We start from the raw sequence: 16,903 nt of genomic DNA, 5'->3' as shown, positions 1-16,903 counted from the left end.
CAGCACGAGCGCCTCCCGTCAATTCGGGGGGTCAACATTGACGGATGGAAGTATCTCTATGACGACCTAGGGCGTCAATAATCGCCGGAAGATGACGCCGACACGGCGGAAATCTTCACTCATCGGATCTTTGGCAGCTTCTGCCCGGCTAACAGCACATCATGGAACGGATCGCCCTCGCTGGCCAATCGCTTGAGGATCGTCCGAACGGTGAACTTGTCGGGCCGCAGCCGCGGGTCGTCGAGCTCGTCCCAGTGGATCGGCGCCGACACGGGCGCACCCGCCGCCGGGCGCGGGCTGTACGGCGCCACCAGCGTGTTGCCGATCGCGTTCTGCGTGTAGTCCAGCCGGGCCAGCCCCTCCCGGGCCGACTTCTCCCACTTCCAGCTCACCAGCTCGGGCGCCACCTCGCCGACCGAGCGGGACAGCTTCTCGACCCAGGCGCGCGTCGTCTCGTGCGACGGGCCCCGCTCGATCGGGATCCAGATCTGGATGCCGCGCTTGCCGGTCAGCTTGGCCCGGGACAGCAGGCCGAGGTGGTCGAGCGCCTCGCGGTGCAGCCGCGCCAGCGTCACCAGGTCCGGCCAGGACGTCTCGGTGCCCGGGTCGAGGTCGATCAGCGCGTACGTCGGCCGGTCGCGCCTGTCCACCTGGGACGTCCAGGCGTGCCACTCCAGCGCGCCGAAGTTCGCCGCCCAGATCAGCGCCGCCGGCTCGTCGGCGACCAGGTAGGTCTGCGACTCGCCCGGCGCGGCGTCCGGGTTGTCCCACCGGCCGAGCCAGTCCGGCGCGTGCTTCGGCAGCTCCTTCTGCCAGAACCCCCGTGTGCCGGCGCCGTCGGGATAGCGGTGCAGGTTGAGCGGCCGGCGGGTCAGGTAGGGCAGGATCGTCGGCGCGATCTGGGCGGTGTAGCGCAGGAGCTCCCGCTTGGTGACCGGCTTGCCCCGCCCCTTGCCCGGGAACAGCACCTTGTCGAGATTGGTCACCCGCAGGTCGCGGCCGAACACGTGCCAGGTGCCCTCGTTCTTCAGCCGGGCCAGCGCGCGCAGCTCGGCCGGGTCGGCCTCGCCCGCCGCTTCGGGCTTGAGAGCCAGGCTGGCCCGGTCGGGCGGCAGGTCCGACCGCCACACGCGGTCAGGGTCGGCCTTGACCTCGTCGTTGGTACGCCCCGAGAGCACCGAGCGGGGATGCTTCTCCGGATCCCAGTCGGGCTTCGCGTACGCGTCCTTCTTGTGCAGCAGGATCCAGTCGTCGGCGCGGGTGCGCACGAAGACGAACCGGCCGTTGAGCTTCTCGCCGTGCAGGTCCGCGTGCAGCTCGCCGTCGGCGATCGCCTTCGCCGGGTCCTCGCCGTCGCCCGGCTCCCACGTGCCGGTGTCCCAGACGATCACGTCGCCGCCGCCGTACTCGCCGGCCGGGATGACCCCCTCGAAGTCGACGTAGTCCATGGGGTGGTCCTCGACGTGGTACGCGCTGCGGCGCACCCCGGCCGTCAGCGTCGGCCCCTTGGGCACCGCCCAGCTCACCAGCACCCCGTCGACCTCGAGGCGCACGTCGTAGTGGAGGTTGCGGGCGCGGTGCCGCTGCACGACGAAGCGACGCCCGTCGTGGCCGTCCGCTCCTTTGGCGCCGGACGGCTCGGGCGTCCGGTCGAAATCGCGTTTGCGCCGATACGGCGCGAGCTTCTCCTTGCGGGTCGCCACGGTTACGGCCGCCGTCGCCAGCGCGGACCGGCGGTGCGGCCGACCATCCAGGTCATCGCGGCGAGCGCGGCACACACACCGAGCGCGGCCACGCCGGGCCGGTGCCAGGTGATCAACAGCAGCGGCGTGAGCGCGACGAGCGCGACGATGATCACGATCGGCACCACGAGCCGCGTCCACTGGCGGCGCACTCCCCGCATCCGTCTGGCGAACCGCGGATCCTCGGCCGCCAGGTGGCGTTCGATCTCGGCCAAGCGCTGCCGGTCGCCCTGACTCAGCACGGCCATCGCCTCCGTACCCACCGTCGTCGTGCCGTATACCGCGCCCATACCCCGACATGCCGGCCTTCATGCCGACCCGGTCCGGATAGGGTCGCCGCGTGCCTTCCCTCGCTCAACCCGCGGTGCCGCCCGGCGCGATGGCCGCGGCAGCTCAGCCCTCGATCGACGCGAACGGTGTCCGGTTACGCCCCTGGCGTCCGGATGACCGCGCGACGGTGCTCAGCGCGTACGCCGACCCGGACATCCAGCACTGGCACTGCCGTTCGATGACCGCCCTGGAGGCGGACGCCTGGATCCAGTCGTGGCCGGGCCGGTGGAGCGGGGAGAGCGGCGCCGGCTTCGCGGTCGAGTCGGCGGGTGCGGTGGTCGGCCAGATCAGCCTGCGCCGGATCGACCTGGCCGGCGGGCTGGCCGAGGTGTCGTACTGGGTGCTCCCGACCGCCTGCGGCGCCGGCATCGCGGGCCGGGCGCTGGGGGCGCTGACGGACTGGTCGTTCGGTTCGCTGGGCCTGCACCGGATCGAGGTGTGCCACTCGACGGCGAACCCGGCCTCGTGCGCGGTGGCCACGCGGTCGGGCTTCGCCCTGGAGGGCACGAAGCGCGCGGAGGCCAGACACACCGACGGCTGGCACGACATGCACCTGCATGCCCGCCTGGCCACGGACTAGTCGCCGCGGGTGTATTTCAGAAGCCGTTCCTGATGCACCGGGTACGGCGTCGCGGTGGGCGGCACCTGCCCGTCGCGGACGGCGGTCGCCACGGCGACGGCGGTGTCGAGCGCGGCGCGGTAGGGCAGTGACCCGGTGCTGACCCGCCGGATCCCGAGGTCGGCCAGGTGCGGCAGGGTCAGCTCGGGGATCACCAGCACGTTGACGGGCACCGGGACGTTGACCGCCAGCTCGCGCAACTCGTCGGGCTTGGTCACGCCGGGCACGAAGACACCGTCGGCGCCGGCCTCGACGTAGGCCGCGGCGCGCTCGAGGGTCGCGGAGAGCGTGGCGTCCTGACGGAGCCAGTAGGTGTCGGCGCGGGCGTTGACGTACACGTCGGGATTGCGCGCTTTGACCGCGGCCACCTTCGCGGCGTGCGCGGCCGGCTCGACGAGCCGCCCCTGAGTGCTGTCCTCGATGTTGACGCCGGCGACGCCGAGGCTCGCGACGTATTCGGCGACCTCGTCGGGATCGTCGGAGTACCCGTCCTCGACGTCGACGGAGAGGTACACGGGCAGCCGCGCGAGCGCATGGGCGAGCGCACGGGTCGACTCCCGGGTGCTACCGCGACCGTCCGGCACGCCGCCGGCAGCCGCCACACCGAAGCTGGTGGTGCCGACGGCGGGAAACCCGGCCTCGAAGAACGCGATGGCCGAGGACACGTCCCAAGCGTTGGGCAGGAGCAGTGGAAGCGCGCCGTCATGCAGCTCACGGAACGTCATGCCGCCTGACGCTACCGCTCCGGCCCGACCAGCGCGGCCGCATTGACCGCGACCCACCCTCCGAACCCAGCGCCGCAGGCTTTGCTCTGCTTACACATACGCACCACAGCTCAGCGGGGGTGGTGCGTATGTGTGAGCAGAGCAAAGCGTCGAGAGCGCCTACTTCGGGGAGGGGTGCCTTCGGCGGGTTTGGGGGATTTCTGGGTGGTGCGGTCGGTGTTAGCCGGGCTTGTCGGGTACGACCTCGGCGAAGGCCGGTTTGATCTGGCGGGCGTTGATCACCACGATGACCGGCCAGAGGGACTCCGCGGCGGCGAGGAAGCGTTCCGTCAGGCCTATCTGGTCGCCGCGGTTGAAGAGTTCCGTGGCGAACCAGAACAGGAGCGCGATCATCACGCCCGTGGCTGCCAAGGACGCGGTCGGGCGGAGCGACCACGGGGCCTCGGGCTCCATGCGGAACGCGAACGCCGGCCAGACGGCCAGGGCCACGAAGCCCGCGCCGGCGAGCACGCCGTGGATCGCTGAGTTGCCGACCGCTGGTTGGGGGAAGAAGGCCGAGGCCAGGGAGAGGGTGCCGCCGATGACCAGTGCGACGCGGCCCATGATGAACGCCGGGCGCAGGCCGATGCCGACCAGGATGTAGCAGGAGCCCATGCCGATCAGGCCGATCACCATGATCCAGCGGTCGGTGGCGCCGACTCCGCCGAGGTAGCTGATCGTGTCGCGGACCGAGTTGTAGCTGGCGCTCTGGCGTGCGGTGGCCAGCACGAGCCCACCAAGCAGGAAGATCGTGGCCAGGATCGCCGAGATCACGGCCCACCACGGCACCGGTCGCACCGCGCCAGTTTGGCATGATTTTTCGATTTCTAAGGGGAGATTTCGGTAGTCAGGTGATCACTCCCGGTCTCCGATTAGGACGTTCCTCACATCTGCCGCAAGCTGGGAGCCGATAATCAGGTTCGTCGGGAAAGGTCCGTGGCAGCTCGCCCCCATTTGTCCAGAGGGAGACATGGCCACCGTCCTCTATCGCCTCGGCCGCGGCTCGTTTCGCCGGCGCCGGATCGTCGTCGCGCTCTGGCTCGTCGTGCTCGTGGCGCTCGGCGCCGCGGCCGCCGCCTTCATGAAGCCGAGCTCCAGTGACTTCACGATGCCGGGGACCGAGTCGCAGCGGGCCATCGACGCGCTGAGCCGTGAGTTCCCCGAGGCGAGCGGGACCACCGGCACCATCGTGATCGCGGCGCCGCCCGGCCGGACCCTGCGGGACGCGGACGCACAGGCCGCCGTCGCCGACGTCGTCAAGGAGGCAGGCGCGCTGCCCGGCGCCGTCGCCGCCGTCGACCCCTACCGAGTGGGGCCATCTCCCCGGACAACCGGCACGTGCTCGTCCAGGTGCAGTTCCGGGAGCGGGACGACGCGATCACCGACGCGCAGCGCGACGCGTACGCGCACACCGGAGCCGCGGCCGAACGCGCCGGGCTGCGGGTCGAGCACGGCGGCGAGGTCATGCACAACCAGCCGGAGATCGGCGGCACCGAGGGGATCGGGGTGCTGGTCGCGCTCGCCGTCCTGGTGGTCACGCTCGGCTCGCTGGTGGCCGCCGGGATGACCATGCTGACCGCGCTCATCGGCGTCGGCGCGGGCATGGCCGGGCTGTTCGCGCTCAGCGGCGTCGTGGGGCTGACCAGCACCGCCCCGATCCTCGCGCTGATGCTCGGGCTGGCCGTCGGCATCGACTACTCGCTGTTCATCACGTCCCGCTACCGCCAGCACGTCCGGGACGGGCTCGCGCTCGACGACGCCGCCGGGCGGGCGTTGGGCACCGCCGGCTCCGCCGTGCTGTTCGCCGGTGGCACGGTGGTGATCGCGCTGGCCGGGCTGGCGCTGGTCGGCATCCCGTTCCTGACCGTGATGGGCCTGGCCGCCGCCGGCACGGTCGCGGTCGCCGTGCTCGTCGCGGTCACGCTGCTGCCGGCGCTGCTCGGCTTCGCGGGCCGTCGGGTGCTGCCGCGCCGAGCGGGCCGGCCGCGTCGGCAGCGCCGCGAGCCGGGCGGCTTCCGCTGGGCCCGCCGCGTGATCCGGCTGCGGGTGCCGCTGCTGCTCGTCGGGGTGCTCGGGCTGGGCGCGCTGGCCCTGCCGGCCCTGGACATGCGGCTCGCGTTGCCCGACGCGAGCACGGCGCCGGTGGGCAGCCCCACCCGGGACGCCAACGACCTGATCACGGAGGGCTTCGGGCCGGGTTTCACCGGGCGGCTCGCGCTGGTCGTCAGCACCGACAGCGCGGCCGCCACGACCGCCGCGGTGGCCGAGGCCTCGGACCGGCTGGCGGGTACGCCCGACCTGCTGGCCGTGACGCCGCCGAACCTGAGCGGCGACGGGCGTACGGCGTTGCTGGGCGTGCTGCCGAAGACCGGGCCGACGGACCCGGCGACGGAGACGCTGGTGCACGAGGTCCGCGACCGCGCCCGGTCGGTGGCCGGCGCCGACATCGCGCTGACGGGACAGACCGCGGTCGGCATCGACGTGTCGTCGAAGCTGTCCAGCGCGCTGCCCACGTACCTCCTGCTGGTCGTCGGCCTGTCGGTCCTGCTCCTGGCGGTGGTGTTCCGGTCGATCCTGGTGCCGGTCAAGGCCGCGCTGGGCTTCCTGCTCACCGTCGGGGCGACGTTCGGGCTGACCACGCTGGTGTTCCAGGAGGGGCACCTGGCCGGGCTCGTCGGCCTCGACACGCCCGGCCCGCTGGTCAGCTTCCTGCCGATCCTGCTGATCGGCATCCTGTTCGGCCTGGCGATGGACTACGAGGTGTTCCTGGTGTCCCGGATGCGCGAGGACTTCGTGCACGGCGACCCGCCGACCCGCGCCACCGTCAACGGCATGGGCCACGGCGCCCGGGTGGTCACCGCGGCCGCCCTGATCATGACGGCCGTGTTCGCGGGCTTCGTCCTGCTCGACGACCCGGTGATCAAGTCGATGGGCTTCGCGCTCGCGATCGGCGTCGCGATCGACGCCTTCGTGGTCCGGATGACCCTGGTCCCGGCGGTGATGTCCCTGCTGGGCCGCGCGGCATGGTGGCTGCCGCGCTGGCTCGACCGCGCCCTGCCCGACGTGGACCTGGAAGGCGCGAACCTCCGCCGCCACCTCGACGAGACCGCCGCCGAACCCGAGCTGGCCGGCGCCACGCCCCGGTGAGTCATCCCTCGGGCGGCGTCGTCGTTGCCCGGGCGCGGATGGTCGAGCAGGGCGCGTAGGTCGGGCGGGATCGCCGCGGGCGTGACCCGCACCCCGGCCGGGTTGCGCGCCAGGATCATGCGTCCCGACGCGTCGACGGACCAGCGCCGCGGCGTCTGGCCCGTGCCCGCCACCTGGTCGTGCACGAAGAAATAGGCGTCGTCGACCGAGATGAGGCCGTCGTCGTCGGTGTCGGCGGCGCCGGTGCGCAGGCCCTCGACCAGGGCGGCGGTGAACACCGACGATTGCGGCTCGCCGGCCAGCGGGTCGCCCTCGAAGGAGTATTCGGTGGCGCCCGAGGCCGTCAGCACCACCGTGCCGCGGGCCTTGAGCCGGGACTCCAGCGCGGCGTCGTCGTCGCCCTTGGCGCCCTGGGCGAAGGCGCCGCTGAAGCAGCAGTCCAGGATCACGAGCTGCTGGCGCGCCCGGCAGTCGGACATGCGGTCCATCAGCCAGGTCGCGTCGACGCCGGTGCCCGCCAGGCGGGCCTTGACCGTGTCGGTGGCGGCGAACCAGAGCCGCCGGCGCGCGTCGAGCAGGCCGTGGCAGGACAGGTAGACCAGGGCCAGGTCGTCGCGGCCGCAGTCAGCGGTGAAGTCGGCGATGGCGCCGCGCAACTCGCCGGCCGACGGGTTCGCCAACACGGTGACGTCGAACCCGCCGATGGCCGGGTCCGCCAGCACGGCGAGGAGGTCGGCAGCGTCCTGCGCCGGTGAGCGCAGCTTGCGCAGTGTGCTGTCGGCGTAGTCGGTGGTGGCGACGACCAGCGCCCGCCGCGGCCCCGCCCGCAGCGGCGGCGCCGTCCGGAACTGGCTAGCGGCCATCGGCGGGCGGCGGGCCTACCCGGGCGAGGTAGGCCGCGACGAGGGCCGCGCGCTGCTCGCGGGTGACCGTGCCCGAGAAGCGCTGCCCGTCGATCTCGACCTCGACGTCGCGCGGCTGGCGGGACAGCCAGGACGCGAGGATCGCCATCGCGCCCTCGACGACGCCGGGCGCCACGGCGAGCAGCAGGGCGCCGGCGGTGAGCACCTCGCCGGCCTTGGCGTTGGCGGGCAACGGGCCGTCGCCCGCCCGGTCGACCGAGTCGACGTCGAGCTCGAGCAACTCGGCGCGGAGGTCGCCGGCCATGCGGTCCAGCACGTCGTCGTCGGCATCGGCGCTGATATCGAGCCGGATCCGCAGCGGGTGGGCCATCGGGACAGCGTACCGGTACGCGGCGCATCGGATCGATGACGGTGAGTAAGCGGACTGATCGTGTCAATTGTGGACGTAAATGGCGGTCGAAACGTGAGGACCGTCACCCAACGTGAAATTCGTTTCAGGACTCGTACGTCTGTCTGAGAACATCATCTCGCCCTCGATGGGGGCCCGTCGATATGGGGGGAATCGGGCATGACAACGCAGGCCGCACCCGCGGCTGGGTCGGACAAGCTCGACAGCGGTGTGCTGAAGGTCGCCGGCGTGGTGGTGCTCGGCGCCATCATGTCGATCCTCGACATCACCGTGGTCAGCGTCGCGCTGCCGACGTTCCAACGCGAGTTCAACGCCAGCTACGCCGACGTCGCCTGGACGATGACGGCATACACGCTGGCCCTGGCGACCGTCATCCCGATCACCGGGTGGGCCGCGGACCGGTTCGGCACGAAGCGGCTCTACCTGCTCTCCCTCGTGCTCTTCGTCGGTGGCTCGGCGCTGTGCAGCGTCGCCTGGGACATCGGTCCGCTGATCGTGTTCCGCGCGCTGCAGGGTCTCGGCGGCGGCATGCTGATGCCGCTCGGCATGACGATCATGACCCGTGCCGCCGGCCCCGACCGGGTCGGCCGGGTGATGGCCGTGCTGGGCGTGCCGATGCTGCTCGGCCCCATCGGCGGCCCGATCCTCGGCGGCTGGCTGGTCGACACCGCGAGCTGGCACTGGATCTTCCTGATCAACGTGCCGATCGGCATCGTGGCCTTCGTCCTGGCGCTGCGGATCCTGCCCAAGGACGAGCCGCACCCGTCCGAGTCCTTCGACTTCCTCGGCATGCTGCTGCTCTCGCCGGGCCTCGCGCTGTTCCTCTTCGGCGTCTCGTCGATCCCGGAGAAGGGCACGATCGCCGCGAGCCGGGTGCTGCTGCCGGCGATCGTCGGCCTGGTGCTGCTGGTCGCCTTCGTGCTGCACGCGCTGCGCAAGGAGCACGCCCTGATCGACCTGGGGCTGTTCAAGAACCGCAACCTGACCGTCTCCACGGTCACGCTGACCCTCTTCACGGTCGCGTTCATGGGCGCGATGCTGCTGTTCCCCAGCTACTTCCTGCAGGTGCGCGGCGAGTCGACGCTCACCGCCGGCCTGCTGCTCGCGCCACAGGGTCTCGGCGCGATGGTCACCATGCCGGTCGCCGGCCGGCTCACCGACAAGATCGGCCCCGGCAAGCTGGTGCTGCCCGGTCTCCTGCTGATCGCGCTCGGCATGGCCACGTTCACCCAGGTGACCCCGGAGTCGTCGTACCCGCTGCTGCTCGGCTCGTTGTTCGTCAGCGGCCTCGGCATGGGCATGACGATGATGCCGATCATGTCGGCCGCACTCGCGTCGCTGACCCACCAGCAGGTGGCCCGCGGCTCGACGATGATGAACATCATCCAGCAGACCGCCGGCTCGATCGGCACCGCGGTGATGTCGGTGATCCTCACCAACCAGGTGCTCGACAGCGCGGAGGCCACCGCCTACAGCGCGGTCACCCAGGGCCGGGTGCCGGCCAGCGAGGTGCCGCGGGAGGTGCTCACCGCGGGCCAGGCGTCGCTCGCCGGCGCGTTCGGCAACACGTGGCTGGTCGCGGTCGTGCTGCTCGCGCTCTGCCTGGTGCCGGCGCTGTTCCTGCCCCGCCGCCGGATCGAGAAGGCGGCCGACACGCCGGACGAGGCGCTCGCCGTGCCGGTCGGTATGCACTGACGTCGCGGCCCACTCAGCCGGACGGGTCCACGGATCCGTCCGGCCGGGCTACGCCGCGCGGCTGATCTCACGTTTGGTGCGTTCGGCCCGCGTACGGCAGGATCGGTCGCCGTGACCGGAGCATTGCAACGGCGCTGGTGGATCGCGGGGGGCGCGGTTGTCGTCGCGTCCCTCCTGACGGGCGCGTTCGCGCTCCGCGGCGCGGGCTCGGCCTGCGCGGCCGAGGTGTCCGCGGCCCGGGCGACGACCGGCAAGGCGACCTTCTACACCGACAACGGGGGCAACTGCTCCTACCCGAGCCCGCCCGAGGACCGGCTGTTCGTGGCCCTCTCGCCGGCGGAGTACGCCGACGGCGCCCAATGCGGCGGTTACCTCGACGTCAAGGGTCCCAACGGCAGCGTCCGCGTCAAGGTCGTCGACCAGTGCCCGCCGTGCGAGAGCGGCCACATCGACCTGAGCCGCGAGGCGTTCGCGAAGATCGGCGACCCGGTCGACGGCATCATCCCGGTCACCTACACGACGGTGGCCAGCCCGCGCACGCCCAACCTGACGTTCCGCATCAAGGAGGGCGCGAGCCAGTACTGGTTCGCGGTGCTGGTCGACAACACGGGCAACGCGCTGCGCAAGGTCGAGGCCAAGGGCCCGGGCGACGGCTGGCAGACCGCGCAGCGCGAGCCCTACAACTACTGGCTGATCGACAGCGGCATCGGCTCGGGTCCCTACAGCATCCGGGTCACCGACGTCCGCGGCCGCACCGCCACCGCGACGAACATCAAGCTCGCCCCGGGCACGACACAGACCTCGGGTGTACGCCTCGGCGGCGCCGGCGCCCCGGCGCCGGAGTCGAAGAGGACACCGTCGAAGAAGCCGACGCCCACCCCGACCGCCTCGGCCAGCCCGACGCCGACCGCCGCGGCGACCACGCCACCGGCGGCCGCACCGCTCACCGAAGCCGCGATCCTGACCAACACCGACGTAGGCCTCGGCAGCCGTTGCGGCTGAGCGACCCGGACCGCCGGGCGGTCCGGGTCGCCGCCGCGTTCGGTCACCAGCCCACGGCCACCAGCAGCCACTGCGGGCCGCCGTGGGAGACGAACGAGGACTGTTCCGCGTAGTCGTCGTACGGGAAGCCGTACGACAGGTTGTTGATCGCCCGGTCGTGCCAGAACTTCGAGTAGTAGTTGGCCGGTGCGGCCTGGTAGAAGTTCGCCGGGTTGGACCACTGCGCCTGCGGCAGGTGCGCCACGTGCCGGTTCAGGGCCGCACAGCCGGCCGCGTTGTTGGCCAACGGTCCGGCGCAGCCGAAGATGTCCGATGTGGACGCCGCGAGGCCGTTCTGCGACGCGTAGGTGCTCATGTAGTTCTGGTAGACACCGCCGGCGCGGAACTGCGGCGAGTTGCCCGGTGACGGGATCCGGTACGGCGCCTGGATCGTGGCCAGGTGCTTGAACTCCGCCGGCATCGCGTCCGAGAACCGCTGGAACGTCACCTCCCGCGACTCGGCGAACGTCGCCTCGGTCTCGCCGACCGCCACGTCGTAGCCGTCGCGGGCGTGCAGCCGCATCGCGAGCTTCAGCGCGAACGCGTCGACCCGGGTGGTGTTGCCGTTGAACACGGACGGCCCGACGGTGAACTCGATGAAGTCGTTGTACTCACTCGTCGGCGAACCGAGGTGGAAGTACATCCGCCCGGCCGTGTTCGCCGGCATGTCGAAGTACGGCTGCTCGGCGATCGAGTGCACCTGCCCGTTGTAGCTCCAGTAGACCTGGCTGTCCGGGTAGCGGCCGTTGGTCCGGTTGAGGATCTTGACCATGACCACGTTCTGCGCGGCCGGGATCGACGAGGTGTCGCCCCAGAAGCCGCCGGTGGGAGGCGGGTTCGTCGTCGGCGGCGGGGTCGGCCCACCACCCGTGGTGCGCACGACGAACTCCCACAGCGAGTACCCGTACGCCGTGGCCCGCGCCGTGCCGTTCATCCGCACATAGCGGCCGGACCCGCTGACCGCGAGCGTCTGCGTGCCGCCGGTGCCGGTCGTGGTCGAGTAGACCGTCTGCCATGGACCGTCGGGCCCGGCCGAGACCTGGATCTGGAACGCACGCGCATATGCGGGCTCCCACTGCAGCACCACCTCGCAGAGCGTCTGCGTGCTGCCCAGGTCGACCCGGATCCACTGCGGGTCGGCGAACGCGCTGGACCACCGGGTCGCGCCGTTGCCGTCGAACGCGGCCGAGGCGGGCATCGTGGCGTTCTCGACCGTCGAGGCCGCCGCGGGCCGGTTCAGCGCCGCGTTGCCGCTGCACCCGCCGCCGGTGTCGATCAGGCCGTAGACCTGGAACTCCCAGAGCGAGTACCCGTAGGGCGTGCCGCGCGCGGTGCCGTTCATCCGGACATAGCGCCCGGAGCCGGTGACCGCCAAGGTCTGGGTCCCGCCGGTAGCGGTGGTGGTCGAGTAGATCGTGGTCCACGGCCCGCCGGCCGCCGCAGCGACCTGGAGCTGGAAGGCGCGCGCGTATGCGGCCTCCCACTGCAGCGTGACCTGGGCGACCTGGGTGGTCGAGCCGAGGTCGACCTGGATCCACTGCGGGTCGGCGAACGCGCTGGACCAGCGGGTGCCGGTGTTGCCGTCGACCGCGGCCGACGCGGGCGAGGCCGCGTTCTCGGTCGAGGAGGCCGTCGCCGGCTTGCCCTGGGAGACCAGGACCAGGGCGGCGTCCGCGGGCGACCGGGAGGTCACCACGAACAGTCCGGTGAGGAGGGTGACCGCGGCGGCCACGGCGAGCGCGGCGCGGCGGCGGGACGGGGCGTAGGGCATCTGGACTCCTGCGGGGACGGAAGCAGGGGTGAGAGAGCGCTCTCAGGCGGAGACGTTCGTCCCACGCGGCGAGGTTGTCAAGAACCAATTCGACTACGGCGAATATTCGTCCCCTTGACTGGCGCGCGCTGAGTCGTGACTCTGTTGGAGAGCGCTCTCCAACGTCGTCCGTCCCCGTATTGGAGTGCACATGCCAGCCCCACCCCGCCGCCGCGCGCTCGTCGCCGGCGCGATCCTCACGCTGCTCATCGCCGGCGGCCTGTTCGCCAGCCCGGCCGCCGCCGCCGGCCCCCTGATCTCACAGGGCAAGACCGCCACCGCCTCGTCGACCGAGAACGCCGGCACCCCCGCCTCGGCCGCCGTCGACGGCAACGCCGGGACCCGCTGGTCCAGCGCGTTCGCCGACCCGCAGTGGCTGCAGGTCGACCTCGGCGCCACCGCCGCGATCGACCAGGTCGAGCTCGTCTGGGAGGCGGCCGCCGCGTCCGCGTTCCAGATCCAGGTCGCGGCCGCCGCGACCGGGCCCTGGACCACGATCTACTCGACCACCACCGCGACCGGCGGCACGCAGACCCTGGCGGTCACCGGCTCCGGGCGCTACGTCCGCATGTACGGCACCGCCCGGACCACCGGCTGGGGCTACTCGCTCTGGGAGTTCCGGATCTTCGGGACCATCGGCGGCGTGCCGCCCACCGACCCGCCGCCGGCCGGCGGCACGCCGATCTCGGCGTTCAAGACTGTCAACGCGTCGTCGTACGAGGGTGGCAACGCACCGGCCGCCGCCGTCGACGGGCGCACCACCACCCGCTGGTCGAGCCAGTTCAGCGATCCACAGTGGATCAGCGTCGACTTCGGCGGCACGGCCAGCGTCAACCAGGTCGTGCTCAACTGGGAGAGCGCGTACGCGTCCGCGTACCGCCTGGAAACCTCGAATGACGGCAACGCCTGGACCACCGTGTACAGCACCGCCGCCGGCCGCGGCGGCGTCGAGCGGCTCGCGGTCACCGCCACCGGCCGGTTCCTGCGGCTGTACGGGACCGCCCGCGCCACGGGTTACGGCTATTCGCTGTGGGAGCTGCAGGTCTTCGGCACCGTCGACAACAGCGCTACCAGCCCGCCGCTGCTCTCCGGGCCGACCCGGCCGCCGGCGACCACCGGGCAGTTCGCGCTCAACACACCGGCTGACGGCGCGATGGTCACCACCACCCGGCGCCCGGCCCTGTCGTGGGCGGCGGTCTCCGGCGCGACCCGCTACCAGGTCTGGATCAACGTCAGCCGGACCGACTACGACTTCGCCGCGTCCGGCAACCTGATCGACCTCTACACCCGGGTCGCCGAGGTCACCGGCACGTCGTACACGCCGAGCTGGGATCTTGCCGATCGTTGGACCTACAAGTGGTACGTCACGGCGAACGGAGCCACCAGCAGCATCCGTCGCTTCAGCGTCTACGTGCCCACCTTGGAGACCGTCGCCGACGGGATCGGCATCGTGGCCGGCGCCCGCGACCTCGACCGCAACGGCACGATCGCACCCTACGAGGACTGGCGCCAGCCGGTCGAGACCCGGGTCAACGACCTCCTGGGCCGGATGACGGCCGAGGAGAAGGCCTACCAGATGTTCTACAACGCGCAGGCGTTCCCGCGCTCGGGCTGGCACTTCGGCCCGGCCGGCGCGGCCGACCTGCACGCCGCGCTGCTCGGGTCGTCGGGCACCCGGCTCGGCATCCCGTTCGTCTCGGCCGGCGACACGATCCACGGCTACCAGACCACGTACCCGACGCAGAGCGCGCTCGCCGCGGGCCGCGACTACGCGCTCCAGTACAAGCTCGGCGACATGCAGCGCCGGGAGCAGTTGGAGGTCGGCACCCGCGGCGTGCTCGGCCCGCTGGCCGAGGTCGGCACCAAGGTCCTCTACCCGCGCATCCAGGAGGGCAACGGCGAGAACGCCGCCGTGGCCGCGGCGCAGGTGCGGGCCCTGGTCGCCGGCCTGCAGGGCGGCCCGGAGCTCAACCCGCGCTCGGTGCTGGCGACCGTCAAGCACTGGCCGGGCGAGGGCGCGGGCGGCGAGGCGCTGATCGTGTACGACGGCGTCACCATCAAGTACCACATGATCCCGTTCCGGGCGGCGATGGAGGCCGGCGCGGTCAACATCATGCCGGGGTATGCGGGTTCGTCCTTCCTGGACCCGGGCGGCCCGGGTGCGGGCGACAGCGCGCCGATCCTGGCGTACCTGCGGCAGAACCTCGGCTACCAGGGCCTGATCACCACGGACTGGCTGCCCTGGGGTTCCTGGATCGGCGCGGCGCGGGCCGGCTCCGACGTGATGGGCGGCGCCGACCCGGGTGCCGTGGGCTTCACGATGTCGTCGTTCATCGCGGGCGTGCCGGCGGCCCGGATCGACGACGCCGTCCGCCGGGTGCTGCGGATCAAGTTCCAGCTCGGGATCTTCGAGAACCCGTACGGCGACCCGGTCAACGGCCCGTACCGGATGCACCAGCCGTCCTACACGGCGCTCGCCAACCAGGCGTCGCGCGAGGCGATGACCCTGCTGAAGAACGACGGCGCGGTGCTGCCACTGCGGCTGAACGCCGGTGACACCGTCGTGGTCGCCGGTCCGCGGGCGACCGACACGTCGGCGTGCTGCATCTGGACGAGCTACTTCCACCAGGAGTACGGCTCGTTGACCATGCTGGACGCCATCCGGGCCCGCGGCGCCACCGCCGGTGTCAACGTGGTGTCCGGTGACGCGCCCAACCCGAAGGTCGCGATCGTCGCGGTCGGGGAGGGCTCCTACACGCACGGGACGCAGTGGGTGAAGGAGCAGCCGTACCTGCCGCCGGACCAGCTCGCGCTGATCCAGAACTTCCGCGCCCGGGGCATCCCGGTGGTGGTCGCCCTGGTCATGCCCCGCCCGTACGTGATCACTGAATGGAACGACCTCGCGAACGCGATCGTGGTCACCTACCGCGGTGGCGAGGAGATGGGCCCGGCGCTGGCCAGCCTGCTGTTCGGTGACTACGCGCCGACCGGCAAGCTGCCGTGGCAACTGCCGCGCAGCCTGGCCGACGTGCTCCGCCCAGGTGGCAGCGACGTGCTGGCCGACGCGACGGAGGCCTGGGACCTGCCCTACGACCTCGGCGCGACGGCCGCGCAGCGCACCACGCTGCGGGCCCAGATCGACGCGGGCCAGCAGCCGACGCCGACGGGCAACCCGCTCTACCAGTACGGAGCGGGGCGCACCGGGTTCTAGCTCTTCGTCTGTGTGAGAGCGAGGTTGTGCCCGTCCGGGTCACGGAAGAACGTCATCCACAGCTCGCCGTTCCCGTCCCGGTGCACGACATGCGGCTCGTCGAGGAAGGAGACCCCTTCCTTGACGAGCCGCTCGCGCTCCGCGTCGAGATCGTCGACGGTGAAGTAGAGCGTCACCTTGCTGGCGAACGCCTCGGACTCGGGCACGCCGAGGTAGAGGCGGACGTCGCCGCTCTGGAAGAACGCCATCGACTGCCCCGGCACGTCGAACACGAAGGGCACGCCGAGCACGTCCCGATAGAACCGGACCGACCGCTCGAGCTCGCTCACACTGACGTGGATCTGCGACACCGCACCAACCGACATGCCTCTCAGCTCACCAGGGGTGACGCAGGGTCGCAACCGGACACACGTACCGCCCTCGGGGTATGGACGGCTCCGGCGCTGGCGGCGACGACGAGCGCGACGGCCAGCCCGTCGGTGAGGGTGAGCCGCTGGCCGAGGACCAGGTAGCCGGCGAGCGCGGCGATCGCCGGGCCCAGGCTCATCAGCACGGCGAAGGTCGTCGTCGGCATCCGCCGCAGGGCGGTCAGTTCGAGCGTGTACGGCAGGAGGGACGAGAGCACCGCCACCGCCCCGCCCAGGGCCAGGACCGGTGGATGCAGCAGGGGCGCTGTGACGCCGAGCGGCAACGTCAGGACGGCGGCGACGGTCATGGCCAGGGCCAGGCCGTCGAGTTTCGCGAACCGGGCGCCGACACGGGCGCTGAGCACGATGTACGCGGCCCACATGGCGGCCGCGCCGAGGGCGAAGGCGACCCCGGCCGCGTCCAGCCGGCCCAGGCCGGCGCGGCCGAGCAGGGCGACGCCGGCGAGCGCCAGGCCCGCCCAGGCCCAACTCGCGGCCCGGCGGGCGGTCGCGACCGACAGCACCAGCGGGCCGAGCACCTCGAGGGTGACCGCCAGGCCGAGCGGAATGCGGTCGATCGCCTGGTAGAAGAGCGTGTTCATGCCGGCCAGCGCCACACCGAACGCACCGGCCAGCACCCAGTCGCCCCGGGTGCGGCCGTGCAGGCGCGGGCGGCAGACCGCCAGCAGCACCACGGCGGCGATGGACAGTCGCAGCGTCACCACCCCGGCAACGCCCGCGCGGGGGAACAACAGCGCGGCCACCGCGCTGCCGAACTGCACGGACAGCGCGCCGGCGAGCACCAGGGTCACGCCTCGACGCTAGGTGCCGGCCGGCGGGCCCGGAAATGCCGGTTTGGCTGCGG

Annotated in this window: 12 protein-coding genes and 2 pseudogenes; 5 read left to right on the top strand and 9 right to left on the bottom strand. The window is 71.8% G+C overall.

Features of this window, described 5'->3' with window-relative positions:
* Nucleotides 1-119: 119 nt before the first annotated feature.
* Both Air01nite_RS01315 and Air01nite_RS01310 read right to left on the bottom strand, forming a co-directional pair.
* Nucleotides 120-1,703, bottom strand: coding sequence for a non-homologous end-joining DNA ligase LigD (locus Air01nite_RS01315; protein ID WP_203699880.1), 1,584 nt, complete (start codon nucleotides 1,701-1,703; stop codon nucleotides 120-122).
* 2 nt (nucleotides 1,704-1,705) lie between these two features.
* Nucleotides 1,706-2,032, bottom strand: coding sequence for a DUF3040 domain-containing protein (locus Air01nite_RS01310; RefSeq protein WP_203699879.1), 327 nt, complete (start codon nucleotides 2,030-2,032; stop codon nucleotides 1,706-1,708).
* A 50-nt stretch (nucleotides 2,033-2,082) separates the two neighbouring features.
* Between Air01nite_RS01310 and Air01nite_RS01305 the strand changes: the two genes are divergently transcribed.
* Nucleotides 2,083-2,652 (top strand): GNAT family N-acetyltransferase, encoded by a 570-nt coding sequence (locus tag Air01nite_RS01305; protein ID WP_239090414.1) that lies wholly within the window; start codon nucleotides 2,083-2,085, stop codon nucleotides 2,650-2,652.
* Here the strand turns inward: Air01nite_RS01305 and Air01nite_RS01300 are convergent.
* Together Air01nite_RS01300 and Air01nite_RS01295 are read right to left on the bottom strand one after the other, a co-directional pair.
* Nucleotides 2,649-3,416, bottom strand: coding sequence for an isocitrate lyase/PEP mutase family protein (locus Air01nite_RS01300; protein ID WP_203699878.1), 768 nt, complete (start codon nucleotides 3,414-3,416; stop codon nucleotides 2,649-2,651). The genes Air01nite_RS01305 and Air01nite_RS01300 overlap by 4 nt on opposite strands.
* A gap of 219 nt (nucleotides 3,417-3,635) precedes the next feature.
* A complete protein-coding gene (locus Air01nite_RS01295) occupies nucleotides 3,636-4,253 on the bottom strand; it encodes a DUF998 domain-containing protein (protein WP_203699877.1) in 618 nt (205 codons plus the stop codon).
* A gap of 172 nt (nucleotides 4,254-4,425) precedes the next feature.
* On the opposite strand from Air01nite_RS01295, the pseudogene Air01nite_RS01290 reads away from it, so the two are divergent.
* Nucleotides 4,426-6,602: pseudogene (locus Air01nite_RS01290) on the top strand (MMPL family transporter).
* Between the two features lie 179 nt (nucleotides 6,603-6,781).
* Here the strand turns inward: Air01nite_RS01290 and Air01nite_RS40925 are convergent.
* Nucleotides 6,782-7,465, bottom strand: a pseudogene (locus tag Air01nite_RS40925) (caspase family protein); the annotation flags it as partial.
* On the bottom strand, nucleotides 7,455-7,835 hold the full coding sequence (locus tag Air01nite_RS01285) for a hypothetical protein (protein WP_203699876.1): 381 nt from the start codon (nucleotides 7,833-7,835) through the stop codon (nucleotides 7,455-7,457). The pseudogene Air01nite_RS40925 and the gene Air01nite_RS01285, both read right to left, overlap by 11 nt.
* A 198-nt stretch (nucleotides 7,836-8,033) precedes the next feature.
* Between Air01nite_RS01285 and Air01nite_RS01280 the strand changes: the two genes are divergently transcribed.
* Nucleotides 8,034-9,569, top strand: a complete 1,536-nt coding sequence (locus Air01nite_RS01280) for a DHA2 family efflux MFS transporter permease subunit (RefSeq protein WP_203699875.1) — start codon at nucleotides 8,034-8,036, stop codon at nucleotides 9,567-9,569.
* 111 nt (nucleotides 9,570-9,680) lie between these two features.
* Nucleotides 9,681-10,571, top strand: coding sequence for an expansin EXLX1 family cellulose-binding protein (locus Air01nite_RS01275; protein ID WP_203699874.1), 891 nt, complete (start codon nucleotides 9,681-9,683; stop codon nucleotides 10,569-10,571).
* 43 nt (nucleotides 10,572-10,614) lie between these two features.
* Here the strand turns inward: Air01nite_RS01275 and Air01nite_RS01270 are convergent, their stop codons facing one another.
* The gene (locus tag Air01nite_RS01270) at nucleotides 10,615-12,381 is read right to left on the bottom strand and encodes a galactose-binding domain-containing protein (protein WP_203699873.1); all 1,767 of its coding nucleotides are present in this window, start codon (nucleotides 12,379-12,381) and stop codon (nucleotides 10,615-10,617) included.
* A gap of 190 nt (nucleotides 12,382-12,571) precedes the next feature.
* Here Air01nite_RS01270 and Air01nite_RS01265 point away from each other — a divergent pair, with 190 nt between their 5' ends.
* Nucleotides 12,572-15,631 (top strand): discoidin domain-containing protein, encoded by a 3,060-nt coding sequence (locus tag Air01nite_RS01265; RefSeq protein ID WP_203699872.1) that lies wholly within the window; start codon nucleotides 12,572-12,574, stop codon nucleotides 15,629-15,631.
* Here the strand turns inward: Air01nite_RS01265 and Air01nite_RS01260 are convergent.
* Both Air01nite_RS01260 and Air01nite_RS01255 read right to left on the bottom strand, forming a co-directional pair.
* Complete coding sequence (locus Air01nite_RS01260; RefSeq protein WP_203699871.1) at nucleotides 15,628-15,996, bottom strand: VOC family protein; 369 nt, start codon at nucleotides 15,994-15,996, stop codon at nucleotides 15,628-15,630. The genes Air01nite_RS01265 and Air01nite_RS01260 overlap by 4 nt on opposite strands.
* A 5-nt stretch (nucleotides 15,997-16,001) precedes the next feature.
* Nucleotides 16,002-16,850, bottom strand: coding sequence for an EamA family transporter (locus Air01nite_RS01255; protein WP_203699870.1), 849 nt, complete (start codon nucleotides 16,848-16,850; stop codon nucleotides 16,002-16,004).
* Nucleotides 16,851-16,903: the final 53 nt, after the last annotated feature.

It is taken from the genome of Asanoa iriomotensis (assembly GCF_016862515.1).
GTDB classification, from domain to species: Bacteria; Actinomycetota; Actinomycetes; order Mycobacteriales; family Micromonosporaceae; genus Asanoa; species Asanoa iriomotensis.
Note: the sequence above shows the minus strand (reverse complement) of the source record. Positions and strands in the feature narration are given on the sequence as shown.

What these genes read in the sequence shown, in the direction of transcription:
- Air01nite_RS01260 (WP_203699871.1), bottom strand. Translation starts at nt 15,996, where the DNA reads ATGTCGGTTGGTGCGGTGTCGCAGATCCACGTCAGTGTGAGCGAGCTC.
- Air01nite_RS01310 (WP_203699879.1), bottom strand. Translation starts at nt 2,032, where the DNA reads ATGGGCGCGGTATACGGCACGACGACGGTGGGTACGGAGGCGATGGCC.
- Air01nite_RS01270 (WP_203699873.1), bottom strand. Translation starts at nt 12,381, where the DNA reads ATGCCCTACGCCCCGTCCCGCCGCCGCGCCGCGCTCGCCGTGGCCGCC.
- Air01nite_RS01300 (WP_203699878.1), bottom strand. Translation starts at nt 3,416, where the DNA reads ATGACGTTCCGTGAGCTGCATGACGGCGCGCTTCCACTGCTCCTGCCC.
- Air01nite_RS01285 (WP_203699876.1), bottom strand. Translation starts at nt 7,835, where the DNA reads ATGGCCCACCCGCTGCGGATCCGGCTCGATATCAGCGCCGATGCCGAC.
- Air01nite_RS01265 (WP_203699872.1), top strand. Translation starts at nt 12,572, where the DNA reads ATGCCAGCCCCACCCCGCCGCCGCGCGCTCGTCGCCGGCGCGATCCTC.
- Air01nite_RS01280 (WP_203699875.1), top strand. Translation starts at nt 8,034, where the DNA reads ATGACAACGCAGGCCGCACCCGCGGCTGGGTCGGACAAGCTCGACAGC.